Source organism: Rhodococcus sp. 05-2254-6 (genome assembly GCF_002258565.1).
Taxonomy (GTDB): domain Bacteria; phylum Actinomycetota; class Actinomycetes; order Mycobacteriales; family Mycobacteriaceae; genus Rhodococcoides.
In genome coordinates, this window is the sequence record NZ_NOZF01000081.1 from 1 (window position 1) to 16,043 (window position 16,043).

The 16,043-nt window shown below is 63.3% G+C and carries 16 protein-coding genes, 1 rRNA gene and 1 riboswitch; of the genes, 9 read left to right on the forward strand and 8 right to left on the reverse strand.

Annotation, left to right across the window (positions count from 1 at the left end; genetic code table 11):
- Positions 1–168: 168 nt before the first annotated feature.
- A 5S ribosomal RNA gene (gene rrf, locus CH256_RS09680) occupies positions 169–285 on the forward strand.
- 1,198 nt (positions 286–1,483) lie between these two features.
- Positions 1,484–1,699, forward strand: coding sequence for a hypothetical protein (locus CH256_RS09685; RefSeq protein WP_068048425.1), 216 nt, complete (start codon positions 1,484–1,486; stop codon positions 1,697–1,699).
- A gap of 3 nt (positions 1,700–1,702) precedes the next feature.
- Here CH256_RS09685 and CH256_RS09690 read toward each other — a convergent pair whose 3' ends face one another.
- Positions 1,703–1,987 carry a GNAT family N-acetyltransferase gene (locus CH256_RS09690; protein WP_068048422.1) on the reverse strand — a complete coding sequence of 95 codons (285 nt, stop codon included), beginning with the start codon at positions 1,985–1,987 and terminating at the stop codon, positions 1,703–1,705.
- Between the two features lie 187 nt (positions 1,988–2,174).
- On the opposite strand from CH256_RS09690, the gene CH256_RS09695 reads away from it, so the two are divergent.
- Together CH256_RS09695 and CH256_RS09700 are read left to right on the forward strand one after the other, a co-directional pair.
- On the forward strand, positions 2,175–2,945 hold the full coding sequence (locus CH256_RS09695; protein WP_094638615.1) for a hypothetical protein: 771 nt from the start codon (positions 2,175–2,177) through the stop codon (positions 2,943–2,945).
- A gap of 230 nt (positions 2,946–3,175) precedes the next feature.
- Positions 3,176–3,496: a homoserine dehydrogenase gene (locus CH256_RS09700; RefSeq protein WP_094669485.1), complete on the forward strand. Its 321-nt coding sequence runs from the start codon at positions 3,176–3,178 to the stop codon at positions 3,494–3,496.
- 15 nt (positions 3,497–3,511) lie between these two features.
- Here the strand turns inward: CH256_RS09700 and CH256_RS09705 are convergent, their stop codons facing one another.
- Complete coding sequence (locus CH256_RS09705; protein ID WP_068048439.1) at positions 3,512–3,874, reverse strand: helix-turn-helix domain-containing protein; 363 nt, start codon at positions 3,872–3,874, stop codon at positions 3,512–3,514.
- 73 nt (positions 3,875–3,947) lie between these two features.
- On the opposite strand from CH256_RS09705, the gene CH256_RS09710 reads away from it, so the two are divergent.
- Positions 3,948–4,604: an FMN-dependent NADH-azoreductase gene (locus tag CH256_RS09710; protein ID WP_068048416.1), complete on the forward strand. Its 657-nt coding sequence runs from the start codon at positions 3,948–3,950 to the stop codon at positions 4,602–4,604.
- A gap of 75 nt (positions 4,605–4,679) precedes the next feature.
- Here the strand turns inward: CH256_RS09710 and CH256_RS09715 are convergent, their stop codons facing one another.
- The 6 genes from CH256_RS09715 to CH256_RS28555 form a co-directional block, all read right to left on the reverse strand.
- Positions 4,680–5,417: an ABC transporter ATP-binding protein gene (locus CH256_RS09715; protein WP_068048413.1), complete on the reverse strand. Its 738-nt coding sequence runs from the start codon at positions 5,415–5,417 to the stop codon at positions 4,680–4,682.
- Complete coding sequence (locus CH256_RS09720; RefSeq protein ID WP_094669464.1) at positions 5,410–6,246, reverse strand: ABC transporter permease; 837 nt, start codon at positions 6,244–6,246, stop codon at positions 5,410–5,412. The genes CH256_RS09715 and CH256_RS09720 overlap by 8 nt, the downstream gene beginning before the upstream one ends.
- On the reverse strand, positions 6,224–7,237 hold the full coding sequence (locus CH256_RS09725) for an ABC transporter substrate-binding protein (protein WP_068048410.1): 1,014 nt from the start codon (positions 7,235–7,237) through the stop codon (positions 6,224–6,226). Before CH256_RS09725 ends, CH256_RS09720 begins: the two co-directional genes overlap by 23 nt.
- Complete coding sequence (locus CH256_RS09730) at positions 7,234–7,956, reverse strand: TenA family protein (RefSeq protein ID WP_068048433.1); 723 nt, start codon at positions 7,954–7,956, stop codon at positions 7,234–7,236. Before CH256_RS09730 ends, CH256_RS09725 begins: the two co-directional genes overlap by 4 nt.
- A riboswitch (TPP riboswitch) is annotated at positions 7,950–8,049 on the reverse strand. (Overlaps the previous gene by 7 nt.)
- Positions 8,050–8,112: 63 nt before the next feature.
- A complete protein-coding gene (locus CH256_RS09735) occupies positions 8,113–9,510 on the reverse strand; it encodes a sugar porter family MFS transporter (RefSeq protein ID WP_094638610.1) in 1,398 nt (465 codons plus the stop codon).
- Positions 9,511–9,628: 118 nt separating this feature from the next.
- Positions 9,629–10,276, reverse strand: coding sequence for a hypothetical protein (locus tag CH256_RS28555; protein ID WP_231893729.1), 648 nt, complete (start codon positions 10,274–10,276; stop codon positions 9,629–9,631).
- A gap of 98 nt (positions 10,277–10,374) precedes the next feature.
- On the opposite strand from CH256_RS28555, the gene CH256_RS09745 reads away from it, so the two are divergent.
- From CH256_RS09745 to hydA, 4 genes are all read left to right on the forward strand, one after another.
- Entirely contained in the window at positions 10,375–11,952 is a 1,578-nt protein-coding gene (locus tag CH256_RS09745) for a carboxylesterase/lipase family protein (protein WP_094669465.1), read from the forward strand.
- Positions 11,953–12,160: 208 nt separating this feature from the next.
- Positions 12,161–13,675 (forward strand): ATP-dependent DNA ligase, encoded by a 1,515-nt coding sequence (locus CH256_RS09750; RefSeq protein WP_068048404.1) that lies wholly within the window; start codon positions 12,161–12,163, stop codon positions 13,673–13,675.
- 104 nt (positions 13,676–13,779) lie between these two features.
- A complete protein-coding gene (locus CH256_RS09755) occupies positions 13,780–14,619 on the forward strand; it encodes a nitrilase-related carbon-nitrogen hydrolase (RefSeq protein WP_197477958.1) in 840 nt (279 codons plus the stop codon).
- Positions 14,619–16,040: a dihydropyrimidinase gene (gene hydA / locus CH256_RS09760; protein ID WP_068048398.1), complete on the forward strand. Its 1,422-nt coding sequence runs from the start codon at positions 14,619–14,621 to the stop codon at positions 16,038–16,040. The genes CH256_RS09755 and hydA overlap by 1 nt, the downstream gene beginning before the upstream one ends.
- Positions 16,041–16,043: the final 3 nt, after the last annotated feature.

A 16,043-nucleotide genomic window follows, 5' to 3' on the forward strand; every position in this document is an offset into this window, starting at 1 on the left:
CTAATAGGCCGAGGACTTACCACAAAGAAGCTACGCGTCCACTGTGCAATATCTGAAACAACACACGAGTAGTTGTTCAGCAAGCACAACCGAATACACGAATCCGCGTCCAGCCCTCTATCGGGATGGACACACGGTTCGCTCGTGATCTGCATTGTTTCGCAGAGTTACGGCGGCCATAGCGGAGGGGAAACGCCCGGTCCCATTCCGAACCCGGAAGCTAAGCCCTCCAGCGCCGATGGTACTGCACTCGACAGGGTGTGGGAGAGTAGGACACCGCCGAACACAACATCCCAGAATGGCCCCCGACCACGGTCGAGGGCCATTCTGCATTTCGAAACCACCCATCACCCACACCACACGCACACCTCACGAACGCGCGCACACCTCACGAACGCGCGCACACCTCACGAACGCGCGCGCACCCGACGACGAACGCGCACCCGCCACGAGTGCGGCCTGCCTGAACTAGTCAGCCGGCAGACGACGCGACCGCGGACGCTCTTACGAACGCGCGCGCCTTTGCGACGAGCGGGGTCTGTGTCTGAACTGGAGTGCGGGCAGACGACGCGACCGGCGACCACGAATCCGCACGCATCCGCTACGGTCCGGGCCTGGACCCGGTTGCCGACAGACGACGCGACCGCGGACGCTCATAGGAGCGCAGACGCGCGCGCGTTCGCTATCCGCGCGCACAATCGCGCCCCGACCAGACACCAAATCCCGCGCACCTGACGAACGCGCGCGCACAATCGCGCCCCGACCAGACACCAAATCCCGCGCACCTGACGAACGCGCGCGCACTTGCGGCGAGCGGGGGCGGGGCAGTCGGGGTCTGTGTCTGAACTGGGGTGCGGATAGACGACGCGACAGCGGACTGTGTACTCCGGCGCAGACGCGAGCGCGTTCGCTATCCGCGCGCAGAATCGCGCCCCGACCAGTCACCATTTCCCGCGCACCTGACGAACGCGCGCGCGTCTGCGGAGAGCGAGGCCAGAACCCAGGTGCCGGCGCGCGGTTGCGGGCTCACAATCACCATCTCGACTCAGCGAACGTCAGAAACGAGTAGTTCCGGGCAGCGTCCAGGGTGTCGGTTCGATGTGTCGTCACTGTCGGGGTCTCACGGCATCGCAGAGAGGGCAGAGTCGACGCGAATCACCAGCTGCACCAGGAGGATTGGTGGACAACAACTCCTTCGTTGTCACTCGCTGAATTTAATCGGTGGAGTTCGTCTCTGCAGCCGTGCATGATCGTGGCACAGGCACATCGCAGAGACCGTGGAGGTGGACAATGGCAGCAGACGCGAATTCCGTGCGCCGTCGATTCGTCTACACGCGGATTGCCATGGTCGCCGATCATGCTCTCTGAGTGAGCCTTCGGCACAATCGGCCGGTTCCTGCCGACGATATGCAGCAATCGATCCAATACTTCGCCGCACAGCAATGCTCTGTGCTCGGCGTCCACTCTTGTTGTAGGAGAACAGATGTACCACTACGAACAAATCCTGAACGAACATCGACAACGCGTCGCGCGGGGTGCGCAGAACTACGAACGTCGTCGGGTCGCGGCGGAGAGAGCTGCCGAAGCAACTGTTGCAGAAGAGATTTCATGTGACGGTGAGGCTGCGGAGGACATGGCCTCGAAGGACTGCGAATCGGAATCCGAGATCAGCTTCGAGGTGATGTCGTCCCGTCGCTGACGGTCAGAGGACGGTCAGATGTGAATAGCGATCGCCCGCGGCTGCGATGAAGTCGCGAACGAACCAGCACGCGGGGACAACGCGCAGACCCTGCGTGCTGGTGTCGTCGAGCGCGTATTCGGTGAGGGCGGCGGCAAGTCCTCGGCCGCGAAACTGCGGAAGCGTCACGGTGTGATGAAACGTTCGCGATCCGTCCGATTCGAGGTACTCCGAGTAGCCTGCCAGCTCGGAATCGACATGGATCTCGAACCTGTGGTCAACAGTGTCGTGGGTGATCTTGACCGGCATGGTGGTACCTCCTGGCCGAGTTTCGGTGTCACCACGGTAACCGGCACTCCTCCGGTGGGGCGTTCTGCGGTTACTCGAGCAGGCATCGACGCAGTAGGGTGAGGGAAACCGAGTCGTGCCAGCGCCACCCGTCGCAACACCGCTCTTCATAGGTACGGGTCGCTCTCGAGGCTGAAGGTGGCAATCCGTGGAAGACACATCCGACCGGGGAATCAAGGCATTCATTCGAACCGTCGCTCAGCGCGGTGGACGTGCGGAGCGGCTGACGACGTCGCGTCGAAATCCCGTGCAGGTCTGGTCGATGGACGGCACGTCGTCGTGCATAGTTCGAGTTCGATCGAAGGTGACGGGTGATTGGAAGGCCCGCAGGCAGGACGAATCGCTCGAGAGTGACGACACCGGATCCTCGTACTGGGTGTTCGTCGATCTCGCGAACGAAGAGCCGCGTTTCTACATGGTGTCGTCGGAAGAGATGGCCACCGACATTCGCGGAGAGGTCGACCTCTGGGTCCAGGATTCGCCACTGCGCACCAGGACCGGGCACCACGCAATCGCGGTGGACCGAGTGCTGCACGGCAGCGAGCGTTGGGACCTGCTGGGTCTGAGCTCGACGCTGGACACGACGATCGATGTCGGCCCCGAACAGACGTGGGTACGTACTCCCCGGGTGAAAGCACCCCGTAAGTCGGCCAAGGCGGCCTTGGAAGAAGAAGTGATCGACAACCGAGTACGCGTGGTCGCCGATTGCGAGGGCTATCGGCTGAGCGGACGCTACGATCCCGAAACGCAGCGACTCGAGATCACCGCAGGACCGATGGAAGGCCGACGGTTCGACAATCCTTCCGTCGCTGCCAGTGCGGTGGCAACGCATATCAGTGGTGATGTCGAAGAGCGTGACGGTTGGGAGTTCTGGCAACTGGACACTCCGGATCGTGCTCCGCTGGGATCGTTTCAGTAGAGAACCACAGCCCGGGACTGTGTAGTTGTGACTCCTCATCAAATCGCCTTTTCCGGTCAAAACCGGAGAAAGGTCCGATTAATCTGGCCCTGGTAGGACGAGCTCCCTGTTTTAGCCCCTGGGTCGAATCGATGTTCGAGAGTTCGTCCGATCATCGAAATTCGGGTACCAGCGAGCTCAACGGTCGACAGTGCGAGGGGTGCTGTCGACCGTGGGGAGAGGTCTTCACCATGGAACGTTCCTTCCGGACGGGCTCCGCCCATGCGTCCCGCTTCCTGTTCCTCATCGCCCAGTTCGTCGATCGCAGGATCCCAGCCGAGTTCTTCTCGGCTCAGTTCCGCGAGCTGCAGAACACCCAATCCACGTATCTCGATGCCGACGTCTCTTCGGTCATCGGAATGCTGTCGGTCGACGTCGGCGCTTACCTGGGAGACGTCGAGGTCCGAGGGGTGGACTACATAGACTCCGAACAGCTCTGGCTGGCCGCCGGACAGGCGTTCCGTGATCTCATGACGGTCCAGTCCGAGCACTTCGAGCGCGAGGCCGGGTGACGGCAACCGTCATCGTCACCGGAATCGATCACGATGCCGCAGAAGGTCTTCGAGCCGAAATCGCCTGTGGGTGCCGCGCATTTCGATCGGTAGATCGCCCGCATCGGCCAACCGTCTGACATAGGTGTCCGAAACACCGAGCACCTCGGCAGCGTGCGAGGTGGTCAGCAACTCGTCCACGGTACCGACGGCCACCGCCCGGCCGGTCGCGAGCTGGGTGAGAAGTTCCAACACCGCGCTGCGTGTCGCGTCGTCGAGTCGGACCTCCGAACCGCCGATTCTGATGTCGACGTCTGACCCGGTGCGCTCGTGAACGACCGCCGCCAGCGAGGTGGCCGATCGCGAGTCGAGGGCAGGCATGACGAATCGGAAGTCCATTCGTCCAGGATAGGAGCGAGCGAACGCGGCGGTACGCATAGGCTCGAAGCACCCAGCATGTGAGGAGCGCTCAGTGCCGCAGTTGTTGCACCTCGATTCGTCCGCCGACCCGGTCCGCTCGACCAGCCGGCGGGTCACGGCCCGCTTCTCTGACGCCTGGCATGGGATCGGCACGGACCACTCGGTGATCCATCGAGACCTGCACACGAGTCCGCTGCCGCATCTGCCCACCTCCGCGCTGCATTGGGCACCTCATCTGCGAACCGCAGACGAAACCGTCGAGCCGTCTGCCGAGGCGCTGCAGGTCGAACTGATCGAGGAATTGATCTCTGCGGACGCGGTGCTGATCGGTGCGCCGATGTACAACTGGTCGATCCCATCGACCCTGAAGGCATGGATCGACTACATACACGTTCCGGGCCTCACCGTGCCGTTCGACAGTGACACCGCACCCCTCGTCGGCAAGCCCGTCGTCGTGGTGACCAGTCGGGGAAACGACTACACCCCCGGTACGGACAACGCGTCCGCCGATCACACCACTGCACAACTGCGTCAGGTGCTCGGAGTTGCGCTGGGAATGGAGGTTCACTTCGTTCCGGTCGACTTGACGCTCGCCGAGCGGGTGCCGGCACTCGCGCCGCAGATTCCCAAGGCGCAAGCCAATCTCGAGGCGGCGTTCTCCGCCGTCGACGATCTCGCGCTGCGATTGGGTGGGACAACTGCCAGGTGAGGGCCCAGTAGCCTGGCGAAGTCCGCTCGAACGGCCAGGCAACGACACCACCCGAGGTCGGCGTCGTGATGTCGGTCAGAGCGTCGACGCGCTGAGCAGAACGTCCATCAGCTGCTTCTCGACCGCTGCGAACTGCGGCGTCGTGACGATCTCGAGCCCGCGTGGGCGGGGTAGCGTCACCTCGACCTGGCGTCGAACGTGGGCGGGTCTGGGGGAGAGGACGATCACGCGATCGGAGAGGTAGACCGCTTCACGGATGTCGTGCGTGATCATCAGTACCGTCCATCGAAACTCCGACCAGACCTGCTGCAACCAGGCCTGCATGTCGCTTCGCGTCAACGAGTCAAGCGCCCCGAAGGGCTCATCGAGCAGCAGTACCGATCGACCCTGAACCACCGTGCGCAACAGCGCCGCTCGCTGGCGCATACCGCCGGAGAGCTCGAACGGCCTGGCCGACTCGTACCCGTCCAGGCCGAAGACCGGAAACAGCTCGCGTGCCCGCGCACGCGCCTCCTTCTTGGCGACGCCCTGCACTTCGAGACCGAGGGTGGTGTTGTCCAACACCGAACGCCACGGAAACAGCAGATCCTTCTGCGGCATGTAGGCGCACGGCGGTACGCGAACCGTGCCGGAATCGGGTCGGTCGAGCCCGGCGAGCATGTTGAACACAGTGCTCTTGCCCGAGCCACTGGGACCGATGATCGATACGAACTCACCAGGCTGCACCCCGAACGAAATGCCGTCGAGCACTGGCTTTTCGCCGAACGACTTGGTGAGATCGCGAACATCGATGAAGGTGTCGGGTTCAGACATGAAGACCCACCGAACCGTGGCGCGCCCAAGGTGCGACGAACCGCTCCACCACAAAGGTGGAGACGAACAGGACCACACTGATCACGGCCGTCACGGCAACCGCGGCGAGAACCAGATCGGTACGAAACGAGTTCTTCTGTTGACTCATGTAGATGCCGAGCCCTGCACTGGCTCCGGCATATTCGGCAAAGATCGCGCCGACCACGGCGTAGGTGATTCCGATGCGAAGAGAGGTGAAGAATCGCGGAAGCGCCGACGGAAGCCGCACGTATCGAAACTGTTGCCAGCGCGAGGCTCCCATGCTGGCCAGCAGCGATCGCGCGTCCCGATCGGCCGCCGCGAAACCCTCGATGAGCCCGATGGCCATCGGGAAGAACGTGGCCAGTGCGATCACCAGGATCTTCGGAAGCAGCCCGAAGCCGAACCAGATGATCAACAGCGGCGCGATCGCGATGATCGGGAGCGTCTGCGATACGACGAAGAGGGGAACGAACGCGCGCCGCAGCCACGGCGAGAAATCCACCGCGATGGCCAGCAACCACGCCAGGGCCAGGGATACCGCGAAGCCGACGAGGGTCACCTGCAGGGTCGCCGCCGCGTTCTCGGCAATCGCGTCGCGCTGCGCCCAACCCTGGACCACCACGCGGCCGGGGGACGGCAACACCTGCGGTCGGATGCCGCTGATCTCGACATAGATCTGCCAGGCGGCGATGAATAGGACGACGACGGTCAGCGCGGGCCACGCCCACCGCAGCGAGGCTCGGATACCGCTGAACGAGTAGGAACCCCGGTCAGCGGCTACCGACTCATCGATCGCCGAGGTAGTCATTGGTGAAGTAGGTCGACCAGTCCGGCTCCGCAGTCAGAGGTGCGCCGTTCTGATCGGCCAGCACACCGCTGTCGTAGAGGAATTTCGAGTACGCGGCCCACTTGTCGAGGCTCTGTCGTCCTACCTCGCCGTTGGAGTCCTTCATGTACTTCGCGGCGAGCATCTCCTGGCTCTCGAAGACGAGCGATTCGTCGGTGAAGGTTCCCGGGTTGGCGTCGATCAGATCCTGTGCTGCCTTGTCCGGATCGTCGGCAGCGAGCTGGTAGCCGCGCTGCAGTGCCTGCACGAACTTTCTCGCCTCGTCCGGGTGGGCGTCGAGCCACGGTTCGTTGCCGCTGATCGTGATGGCGTAGGCGTCGGGAAATCCGTAGTCGGTGTAGTCGAAGTACTTCATCGGAGTTCCGCTGTGCTCGGCCTCGATGCCTTCCCACGCGAAGTAGGAGACGGTGAAGTCCGCGGTACCGGAGTAGACCGCCTCGTACGCCGAAGTACCCAGTACCACGGTCTCGTATTCGCCTGTGCCGCCGTCGTTCTTGATGACCTGTTGCAGGCCGGCCTGCTCGCCGGACTCACCGAAGCCGGCATAGACCTTGCCGTCGAGTGCTTTCGGGCTCGGGATGTCGTCTCTGTCTGCACGAACTCCGATACCGGTCGCCCAGTGTTGGAGCGGCGCGAGGACCGAGACGGTCTGCGCGCCTGCGGAGGTGGCGAAGACGCCCGAACTCTGTGTGCTGATTCCGAACTCGGCGTTTCCGGCATCGACGAGAGTATCTGCCGCGGTGTTGTTGTACGGGAGGATCTCCACGTCCAGGCCTGCGTCTGCGAAATAACCCTCCTGCAGGGCTACGTACAGGCCGGTGTGGTTGGTGTTCGGCGTCCAGTCGAGGGCGAACCGAATGGTGTTCGAGTCCGTCGAGTCCGAGCAGCCCGCAAGTCCGGTCGTGGCAACGACGGCCGCCGCCAATGCGGCGAGAATCCGAGTGGCTCTCATGCGTACACCGCACTCTCGGCCAGGGGCCATGGGGTGGGATGTAACGCGCTGTCCCAGAACATCAATTCGTATCTCGATGCCACGAAGAAGGCGTCGATCATCTGTTCGCGCTGCGTCGGCGTCGCGGCCGCTGCGGCGTCATCGACGAATGTTCTGGCGGCGTCGACGATGGCATGAAATTCCGGCGCGTCGTACGCGGCCACCCACTGCGCGTACGGATGCTCGGGATCTCGATCGAGAACCGCCTTCGCTGCCCTGGCGAGTGAGCGGCCGACGTCGGCGTAGATCCAGAAGCACGGCAGAACAGCTGCTGCCGCAACAGGATACGGTTCGGTCGCCGCCGTCGCGGTCAGGTAGGACGTGTAGCCCAGGCATGCAGGTGAAGGCTCGGGCGTCCGGGTCGACGGGGGCAGCGCTCCACCGGTCAGCATCGCTTCGTGCGATGCGGCTTCGTCCATCGCACTCGCGGCGGCGCTCGCCCAGAACGCGCCGACGACCGGGTTCGGTGCATGCGCTGCCAGCAGTGACAGCGATTTGACGTATCCGCCCAGATAGAGCGAGTCCTGTTCGAGATACCGACGGAACGCGTCGAGCGGAAGCGTCCCCGCCCCGAGGAGCCGAAGAAATTCGAGGTCGTCGATCGCACGTCGAATGTTCTCGGACGCATCCCACAGTCGATCGGTGAAGCGGACCGGGTCCGCAGATACAACAGGCGTCATCGCCTTGACATCCCTTCGTCAGCATTACCTGCATCAGGTTCGGCGGGTTTGATCTCAGCATCCGCATCGGCGGACACACCCCGTGTCAGAACGACAGTGACAGTAACACCGGTCACTCGATGGCGCTGCTGTTGCCCCTGTATCTGCGGTCCGGCATCACCCCAGCATGTCTTCGAGCTCCATACCCTTGGTCTCCCGGATCTTGGCCTTGACGAAGAAGAACGAGAGCGCGGCGAACAATGCGAATCCTGCGTAGATCACCCACAGGCCCACAGACGACGTCAGCGGCGGGAAGGCAAGCGTGACAGCGAAGTTGGCCATCCAGTTGGCTGCGGTACCGATGCCGAGCGCCATGGCGCGCATGCGGTTGGGGAACATCTCACCGAGCATGACCCACATGATCGGACCCCAGGTCGAGGCGAAGAAGATGACGAACAGATTGGCCCCGACCAAGGCGATCGCACCCCACGGAGCGGGCAAGGTGACGTCGTCGCCGCTGCCGGTTGCTTGCGAGAACGCCACCGACGCCATCACCAGTCCGGCGAACATGCCGATCGAGCCACCCATCAGCAGCTTGCGCCTACCGATACGGTCGACGAACAGGATCGCCACGAATGTCATGACCACGTTGATCACCGCGGTGATGACGGAGGTTGTGAACGACTGATCCTCGGTGAATCCGACAGAACGCCACAGCGTCGTCGAGTAGTAGAAGATCGCGTTGATGCCGACCAGCTGCTGCAGCACAGCCATGGTGATGCCCACCCAGACGATGGGTTGCAGGCCGAACTTCGGACCGCGAATGTCGGCGAACGACGAACGCGACTCCTTGCGCAGCGTCAGCCTGATCTCGTGGATGCGCTCGTCCGGGTGCAGTTCCCCGGTGATCTCGGCGAGGACTCGGGCTGCTTCCTCGTCGAGATGCTGACCGACGAGGTAGCGCGGAGACTCCGGGATGAGGGTGGCAAGCAACCCGTACACGAGAGCGGGAACCACGCCGACCAGGAACATCCAGCGCCATGCCTCGATGCCGAACCACAGGTCGTTGGACGCGCCGTCGGCTGCGCCTGCGAGAAGAGCGTCGGACAGTAGAGCGGCGAAAATGCCGATGGTGATGGCCAATTGCTGGAGCGAGGCCAAGGATCCGCGCCATTTGGCCGGAGCGATCTCGGCGATGTAGGCCGGGGCGATCACCGAGGCGATGCCGATTCCGAGGCCACCGAGTACGCGCCAGAGCATGAGGTCGGGGACGCTGAAGGCCAATCCCGAACCGATCGAGGAAATGACGAACAGGGCCGAGCCCAGCAGCATGACTTTCTTGCGTCCCCAACGGTCTGCGAGGCTGCCGGCGAACCAGGCACCCACTGCGCACCCGATGAGCGCGATCGCGACCACGAAGCCTGTGGTGAACGAACCGAGGAGGAAGTGATCTTCGATCGAGTCGACAGCGCCGTTGATGACCGAGCTGTCGAAGCCGAACAGGAATCCGCCCACAGCAGCGGCGATGCTGACGCCGATGACCTTCGCTGTGTGGCGGTCCGAGGTCTGATTCATGAGTGATGCACCTTCCGGCCGCGCGCACAGGCGTCGGCCGCTGGGGAGACCGTACGGCAGGGATTGTCGTACCGTCCCCGGACATTACGCCTGGTTGTTTGCCGCGCGAACGAGACCGTCAACGAAGGTCGAAATCGTCGTCCGAGACGGTGAAACCGTGGCCGACCTGATCGGTGCACGTGACCCCGGTCTGCTCGTCGACGCTGCACTGGAGGCCGTTGGTGGAGCCACTTCCGGGGATTGTGAGCACTTCGCCGTACGGCAAGGCCGCCGCAGTGCCGTCGAAACGGTGGAACTTGGGATCACCCAAGCTCTCGAACTTCGCCGCAGACCCGGCAATCAGCTGCACAGCGTTGGGTTTCACCGCCGTTCCCGACGCCCCGCTGCCGGGAACCTCGGGTGCCGAATCAGGCAGTGACCCGTGGCATCCGGCGATCGAGGACTCGAGCACGGCGATACCGCACTCGAATTTCCCGCTCGGGCTCGTGAAGTAGTACCAGCCGGGTGCTTTACCGGCGTAATCCTGCGGTTCTGCCTGGGCTGCAGCAGGACTCGTCGGTGCCGCCGTGGTGGACGTCGGCGTGGTCGTCGTTGGGGTGGACGGTGATGCCGGCGCGGCGGAGGTGACGGAGGGAGCCGTGGTGATCGGGGTGGGGCGGTCGGTGATCACGGTCGCCATCGGACCGTTGCCTTCCCCGCTCGAGCCGCAGCCTCCGAGCAGGCACGCCCCGACGATTGCCACTGCGGCACATCCGATTGTCTTCATCGTCGGTTCCTTCGCTCGCGGGCGTCGACGCTGTGCGTATCGTCGCCGAGGGGATGGTTGATGTTGGTACGTTGGGCAACGACCGAAGGGGAGGTTCCATGGACACCGCGTCTGACTCCGCTGCGTCCGATTCCACCGTGCTCGTGAGCACGCCCTACGGCGACGTTCTCGGCTATCCGGTCGCTGCCGATGCGGCGCCGATCGTGGCCTGGAGGGGTATTCCCTACGCGACGCCTCCGGTGGGCAAGCTCCGGTTCCGTGCGCCGCGTCCGTTGCAACCCTGGTCGGGGGTGCTCGACGGCCTCGAGTTCGGTGCGATGGCTCCGCAGGGTCGCGACAGTCCGGTGCCGATCGATCCGTCGCTGTCGATTTCCGAGGACTGTCTCACGCTCAACATCTGGGCTCCCCGTCCCGGCGCGGAACTGCGGCCGGTGCTGGTCTGGATCCACGGCGGTGCGTACTCGCTCGGATCGTCCGCCCAGCGGGTCTACGACGGGAGGAACCTCAGCGAGAACGGCGACGTGGTGGTGGTGACCATCAATTTCCGGCTGGGCCCGTTCGGGTTCCTCGACCTTTCCTCGTTCTCCACCGACGAGCACACGTTCGAGACCAATTTGGGGCTGCGAGATCAGATTGCCGCACTGCAGTGGGTCCGCGAGTGCATCTCTGCGTTCGGCGGCGATCCCGATCAGGTGACGGTGTTCGGTGAATCCTCCGGGGGAGCGTCGGTCACCACGTTGATGACTTCTCCCAAGGCCGAGGGGCTGTTCCAGCGCGCGATCGTGCAGAGCGCGCCTGCGACCTCGGTGTACGGCCCCGACCGCGGAGCCGCGGTGGCGTCGAGATTCCTCGAGTTGGTGGGCGTCGACCGGGAAGACATCGGCGAATTGTTCGACATGCATTTCACCCGGCTGGTCACCGCCGGCGACACGCTCTGTTACGAGATCCCGACGACAGTTCCTGGGACACTTGGTCTTTCGCCGGTCGTCGACGGCGATATCGTTCCGCGTTATCCCGTGGCTGCCTTTCAGAAGGGGCTCTCGCACAAGATCCCGTTGATCATCGGCACCAACCACGACGAGCCCTCGATCTTCCGATTCATGAAGTCTCCGTTGATGCCGATCACCTCGGACACCGTCTCCGAGATGTTCCGCGCCATCGCGCACGACCACGCGGATCTGCCGGCCTATCGTGTCGCCGAAATCATGGCAGCGTATCCGGACCGAGACAAACCCGCTGGAGCACAAGCTATTTCGCGGGACGCAGGATTTCTCATGCCCAGTCTGTGGATCGCCGACGCGCACAGCAGGCATTCGCCGACATGGATGTACCGATTCGATCATGCGACGCCGATGCTCAAGGCCGCACGGGTGGGAGCGGGACATGCGACCGAGCTGCCGTACGTCTTCGGCAATTTCGGAACGCTCAACCGAGACCCCACCTTCTGGCTCGGTGGCCGAAAGCCCGCAATGGCGGTGTCCGCGCGGATGCAGAGACGCTGGCTCGCTTTCGCGCGGTACGGTGTTCCCGCCGCGCTGGATGCGTCCAAGCATTGGGCTCCATACACCGAGAAGACGCGCTGGACGCTGGTGATCGATGCATCCGACACTCTCGTCGACGACCCCGATGGCGACATGCGCGCGGCGTGGGGCGACCGCGTTCTCGGGTTCAGCTGACACGTCGTCCATGCAACGGAGTCGTTCCGCAGGCTCCACTCCTGCGCGTTCTGTCGCACGGACGTGGCTGACATGAATCGAACGTAACAGCAAGAACAGTGGTCGCTCGAGTCACACCGGTAACAATTGGATGTCAGCGCGCGGGAGTGGAGCCTGCGGAATGACCTGATCAGGCGGGTCTGTCGGTGGGGGCGGTTATGTTCGATGTGTGTTGATGTCGAGGATCGTCGAAACGTCCCGTGCAGTGTCGGCGACGCGTTCGCGCAAGATCAAGATCGGGCAGATCGCTGCCCTGCTCGCCGAGGCCGAGACCGACGACATCGAGCCCGCTGTGTCGTGGCTGTCGGGAGAATTGCCGCAGGGGCGGATAGGAGTCGGCTGGCGCACCCTGGCCGATCTCGACGTGGCGGCCGCTGCCGATTCGACGCTGACGGTTGCCGAGGTGGACGAGGCGATATCTTCGGTCGCGGCGACGTCGGGAGCCGGTTCTGCTGCGCGGCGGGTAGCGATACTGACCGACCTGTTCTCCCGCAGCACAGCCGAGGAGCGTCGGTTTCTGATCCGGCTCGTCACCGGCGAGCTGCGTCAGGGCGCGCTCGAAGGAATCATGGTCGACGCTGTTGCCGCGGCCACGAACCTGCCGCAGGCACCGGTGCGTCGCGCATTCATGCTCTCGGGTCGTTTGACTGCGACGGCCATTGCCGCCATCAGCGGTGGCGTCGACGCGTTGGATGCATTCCGGCTCGAGGTCGGTCGCCCGGTCCGGCCGATGCTTGCCTCTCCCGCAGAGTCTCTACACGCTGCCTGGGAACAGTTGTCCGGCGACCTCACCGTGGAATACAAGCTCGACGGTGCGCGAATTCAGGTGCACCGCTCCGGAACCGACGTGAGCATCTACACGCGAACCCTGCGCGACATCACTGCAAGTGTGCCCGAGCTGGTGGAACTGGTCCTCGAGCTGCCGTGCGATTCGGTGGTCCTGGACGGGGAGACCCTCGCGCTCGAAGACAGCGGACGGCCGAGACCGTTCCAGGAAACGATGAGTCGGTTCGGTGCCGAGAGTGCACACGAGCTGCTGCTGCAGCCCTACTTCTTCGACTGCCTGCACCTCGACGGCGTGGACCTGCTCGATGCCCCGCTGGAGCAGCGCCTGGCCGCACTGGACCGGGTAGCGCCAGGGCACCGAATTCCCAGTGCCGTTCGGCCCGATGCGGACGCAGCAGCGGCCCACTTCGACGCTGCACTCGACGCCGGGCACGAAGGGGTCATGCTCAAAGCGCTCGGTGCGCCGTACGCCGCGGGCCGCCGCGGAAAGAGCTGGCAGAAGGTCAAACCCGAACACACGCTCGACCTCGTCGTCCTCGGAGCCGAGTGGGGATACGGGCGCCGCACCGGCTACCTGTCCAATCTGCATCTCGGAGCTCGCGATCCCGACGGCGGTGAGCCGATCATGGTCGGTAAGACCTTCAAGGGCCTGACCGACGTTCTGTTGCAGTGGCAGACCGAGGAATTCCCGAAACACGAGCGCGAACGCGACGAGCACACGGTGTACCTGCGTCCCGAACTGATCGTCGAAATCGAACTCGACGGTGTGCAGGTCAGCCCGCGCTACCCGGGCGGCGTGGCCCTGCGATTCGCGCGAGTACTGCGGTATCGCCCCGACAAGGACCTCGCCACCGCGGACTCCATCGACGCCGTGCGCGCACTCCTTCCACACTCGTGAAAACAGTCCCGACGATTAATACATACGAAACCGGCCGAACGACCCCGTAACACGGCGCAAAATATTCTCGAGGGTGCAAGCCAGCGAGAGATGGAGTGCCAATGATGTCCACAGTTCGAGCTGCTCTGGTCCAAAGCAAGTGGACCGGTGACAAAGAATCGATGATCGCGGCACACGAGGGGTTTGCTCGGTCCGCCGCCGAGCAGGGCGCGAAAGTCGTCTGCTTCCAAGAACTTTTCTACGGTCCGTACTTCTGCCAATTGCAGGACGCGAAATTCTACGAATATGCCGAATCGGTACCTGGGCCTACCGTCGACCGTTTCGCCGCGTTGGCCAAAGAACTCGGTATCGTGATGATTCTGCCCGTGTACGAGCAGGAACAGCCCGGACTTCTGTACAACACCGCTGCCGTGGTGGACGCCGACGGAACCTATCTCGGCAAGTATCGAAAACACCACATCCCCCACGTGAACGGATTCTGGGAGAAGTTCTACTTTCGCCCCGGCAATCTGGGGTGGCCGGTGTTCGACACCGCGGTCGGGCGTATCGGTGTCTACATCTGCTACGACAGGCATTTTCCGGAAGGTTGGCGGGCGCTCGGTCTTGCCGGTGCCGAAATCGTCTTCAATCCGTCGGCCACCTCGCGTGGATTGTCGAACTATCTGTGGAAGCTCGAACAGCCCGCGTCGGCCGTCGCCAACGAGTACTACGTGGGCGCGATCAATCGAGTCGGAATCGAATCCGAATACGGTGACGACGACTTCTACGGGACCAGCTATTTCGTGGACCCCGAAGGCAAATTCGTCGGCGAAGTGGCGTCGGATACGGAACCCGAAATAATCGTGCGTGACCTCGACATGGACCTGCTCAAGGTGGTACGCGACCGGTGGGCCTTCTATCGTGACCGCAGGCCCGACGCATACGGACCGCTGGTGCAACCCTGATGGCCACCACCTTCGTGCACGGCGGAACCGTGGTATCCACCACCGGCGCACAGGCATTGGATGTGCTCATCGACGGTGAGAGCATCGTGGCCGTGCTGGCACCAGGATCGGTCTCCCTGGCCGCCGACCTGAAGACCTCGGCGGACGTCGTCGTCGACGCGACCGGCAAATACGTCATTCCCGGTGGGGTCGACGGACACACGCACATGGAGATGCCGTTCGGCGGTACGTTCGCCTCCGACACCTTCGAAACCGGAACGCGCGCAGCCGCTTGGGGCGGCACGACGACGATCGTGGACTTCGCGATTCAGACACCCGGTCAGCGCGTCCAGGACACTTTCGCGCAATGGCACGACAAGGCCGCGGGGCAATGCGCCGTCGATTACGGCTTCCATCAGATCATCGGCGATGTCACCGACGATTCGCTGAAAGCCATGAGCGAGTTGGTATCCGAGGGCGTCACCAGCTTCAAACTCTTCATGGCCTATCCGGGTGTGTTCTACTCCGACGACGGCAAGATCCTGCGCGCCATGCAGTCCGCCGCCGAAACGGGTGCACTGCTGATGATGCACGCGGAGAACGGCATCGCGATCGATGTACTCGTTGCTCAATCGATCGCGCGTGGAGACACGGCCCCGTACTTCCACGGCACGTCACGGCCGTGGCAGCTCGAGGAGGAGGCGACGCATCGAGCGATCATGCTCGCTCACGTCACCGGCGCACCGCTCTACGTCGTACACGTCTCGGCCAAGCAGGCCCTGGAACAGATTGCGCAGGCCCGTGGCAACGGGCAGAACGTGTTTGCCGAGACGTGTCCTCAGTACCTCTATCTGTCTCTCGAAGAACAACTTGGTGCACCGGGCTTCGAGGGTGCCAAGTGGGTCTGCTCGACGCCACTGCGGTCGCGAGCCGAGGGGCATCAGGACGAGTTGTGGCGGTACCTCCGCACCGGTGACGTATCGACCGTCAGTACCGATCACTGCCCGTTCTGTATGAAGGACCAGAAGGAGATGGGTATCGGCGATTTCTCCAAGATTCCCAACGGGATCGGTTCGGTGGAACACCGCATCGATCTGATGTTCCAGGGCGTCAAGAGCGGCAAGATCACGCTGGAGAAGTGGGTCGACGTCTGCTGCACCACTCCGGCCAGGATGTTCGGGATGTATCCGAGGAAAGGCGTCATCACCCCGGGTGCCGACGCTGACATCGTGATCTACGACCCGAACGGACACACCAGCATCGGCGTCGACAAGACCCACCACATGAACATGGACTACTCGGCGTACGAAGGTTTCGAGATCGACGGTCACGTCGATACCGTGATCTCGCGAGGCCGGATCATCGTCGACGCTGGATCCTATTCCGGCACTGCGGGACACGGCCGATTCGTCCGACGCGACCTGTCTCAGAATCTGATCTGAGCC

Excerpts from the sequence above, each read along its gene's own strand:
- CH256_RS09685 (WP_068048425.1), top strand. The coding sequence starts at position 1,484 with ATGTACCACTACGAACAAATCCTGAACGAACATCGACAACGCGTCGCG.
- CH256_RS09690 (WP_068048422.1), bottom strand. The coding sequence starts at position 1,987 with ATGCCGGTCAAGATCACCCACGACACTGTTGACCACAGGTTCGAGATC.
- CH256_RS09700 (WP_094669485.1), top strand. The coding sequence starts at position 3,176 with ATGGAACGTTCCTTCCGGACGGGCTCCGCCCATGCGTCCCGCTTCCTG.
- CH256_RS09705 (WP_068048439.1), bottom strand. The coding sequence starts at position 3,874 with ATGGACTTCCGATTCGTCATGCCTGCCCTCGACTCGCGATCGGCCACC.
- CH256_RS09715 (WP_068048413.1), bottom strand. The coding sequence starts at position 5,417 with ATGTCTGAACCCGACACCTTCATCGATGTTCGCGATCTCACCAAGTCG.
- CH256_RS09720 (WP_094669464.1), bottom strand. The coding sequence starts at position 6,246 with ATGACTACCTCGGCGATCGATGAGTCGGTAGCCGCTGACCGGGGTTCC.
- CH256_RS09725 (WP_068048410.1), bottom strand. The coding sequence starts at position 7,237 with ATGAGAGCCACTCGGATTCTCGCCGCATTGGCGGCGGCCGTCGTTGCC.
- CH256_RS09730 (WP_068048433.1), bottom strand. The coding sequence starts at position 7,956 with ATGACGCCTGTTGTATCTGCGGACCCGGTCCGCTTCACCGATCGACTG.
- CH256_RS09735 (WP_094638610.1), bottom strand. The coding sequence starts at position 9,510 with ATGAATCAGACCTCGGACCGCCACACAGCGAAGGTCATCGGCGTCAGC.
- CH256_RS28555 (WP_231893729.1), bottom strand. The coding sequence starts at position 10,276 with ATGAAGACAATCGGATGTGCCGCAGTGGCAATCGTCGGGGCGTGCCTG.
- CH256_RS09745 (WP_094669465.1), top strand. The coding sequence starts at position 10,375 with ATGGACACCGCGTCTGACTCCGCTGCGTCCGATTCCACCGTGCTCGTG.
- CH256_RS09755 (WP_197477958.1), top strand. The coding sequence starts at position 13,780 with ATGTCCACAGTTCGAGCTGCTCTGGTCCAAAGCAAGTGGACCGGTGAC.
- hydA (WP_068048398.1), top strand. The coding sequence starts at position 14,619 with ATGGCCACCACCTTCGTGCACGGCGGAACCGTGGTATCCACCACCGGC.